Annotated in this window: 1 protein-coding gene; it reads left to right on the top strand. The window is 50.9% G+C overall.

Annotated features, from left to right (window positions below; translation table 11 throughout):
- The coding region (locus GRP75_RS26465; protein ID WP_160790835.1) for a condensation domain-containing protein at positions 1 to 1,580 on the top strand (1,580 nt) is incomplete at both ends.

Here is a 1,580-nt window from a genome sequence, read left to right as displayed (position 1 = left end):
GAACAGGCGACCTTTGATCTGGAGGGCTACTTTGAACCGTCCCTATTCGAGGAAAGTCTGAAGCTGCTGGTTAGCCGACATGCTATATTACGGACGAATTTCTACAGTGGTTGGTATGGCCAACCGTTGCAGATCGTCTATCGTCATAAAAATCCGAGCTTCCGTTATGAGGATGTCCGAGGCCGTGAGCACGCTATAGCTGAATTTGTGGCCCAGGATAAAGCTCAAAACTTTGATTTAGGCAAGGATGCGCTCATGCGCGTAACCGTCTTCCGCACGGGTGATAGCTCCTACCGTTTTGTATGGAGCTTCCATCATATTGTGATGGACGGCTGGTGCCTGTCGCTGGTGACGGATGAAGTGTTTGGTGCATATGTTGCCCTGCTGGAGCACAAGCAGCCAGAGCTCGCACCTGTCAAGCCGTATAGTGACTATATCGAATGGTTGGAAGATCAGGATGCACAGGAAGCGACCCGTTATTGGAGTAAGTATTTGGCGGGTTATGAGCAGCAAACCTTGTTGCCTGGTGAGAACGCACAAGCTTCTGTAGTCGCACGGGATGAAGAACCAGACGGAAGCGGTGCGGGTTCCCATTCCGGCTATGTTTCAGAAAAGCTGCCATTTATGTTGGGTAAAGAACGGACCGCGGCATTGAACCAAATGGCCAAGCAACAACATGTCACGATTAACACCTTGCTGCAAAGCGTGTGGGGCGTTATTTTACAGCAATACAATAATCATCAGGATGTTGTATTTGGTGGTGTGGTATCCGGTCGTCCGGCAGACATTCCAGGCGTGGAGAATATGATCGGATTGTTTATCAACACGATTCCGGTACGTATTTGCAGTGCACCGGATGCTACATTTGCTGAAGTATTGCAGCGCACACAGGAGCAGGCTTTGGCCTCTGGTGTCTATGACACGTTCCCGCTATACGATATCCAGGCACTGACTGCACAAAAACAAGACCTAATTCATCACATTATGGTCTTTGAAAACTACCCGATCGGGCAACAGATGAAGCAGGTGGGTGATTCCGGTGAGACAAGAGCACAAAATGGCTTCTCTATTGCCAATGTGGCACTTGCCGAGCAAACCAACTACGATTTCAACCTGATTGTCGTGCCTGACGAGGATATCTCCATCCTGCTTGAATACAATGCTCTGGTGTATAACCGATCTGCTATGGAGCGTATCCAGGGGCATATCGACCATGTCATCGGGCAAATTGTGGACAATCCGAATATCCGTGTGAATGAGCTGGAATTGGTAACCCCGCAAGAACAGGCACAGATCGTTCAGGTGTGGGGAAATACGACGGCAGCTTATCCGCAGGATCAAACGCTAAGTGCACTGTTCGAGCAGCAGGTAGCGAACACGCCAGAGCAAGTAGCAGTGCTGTGCGGAGCGGAATCGCTGACCTACCGTGAGTTGAATGAGCGCGCGAACCGTCTCGCACGCACCTTGCGTGCCGAAGGTATTGAACCGGATCAGCCCGTGGGCATTTTGGTTCAGCGCTCGCTGGACATGATCGTGGGTATCTACGCGATCCTCAAAGCAGGCGGAGCCTACGTGCCCAT

Origin of the sequence: Paenibacillus sp. OT2-17 (genome assembly GCF_009827695.1) — a bacterium.
Lineage (GTDB): Bacteria > Bacillota > Bacilli > Paenibacillales > Paenibacillaceae > Paenibacillus > Paenibacillus polymyxa_B.
The sequence above is the reverse complement of the archived record's forward strand: the minus strand, read 5'-3'. Positions and strand labels throughout refer to the sequence as shown.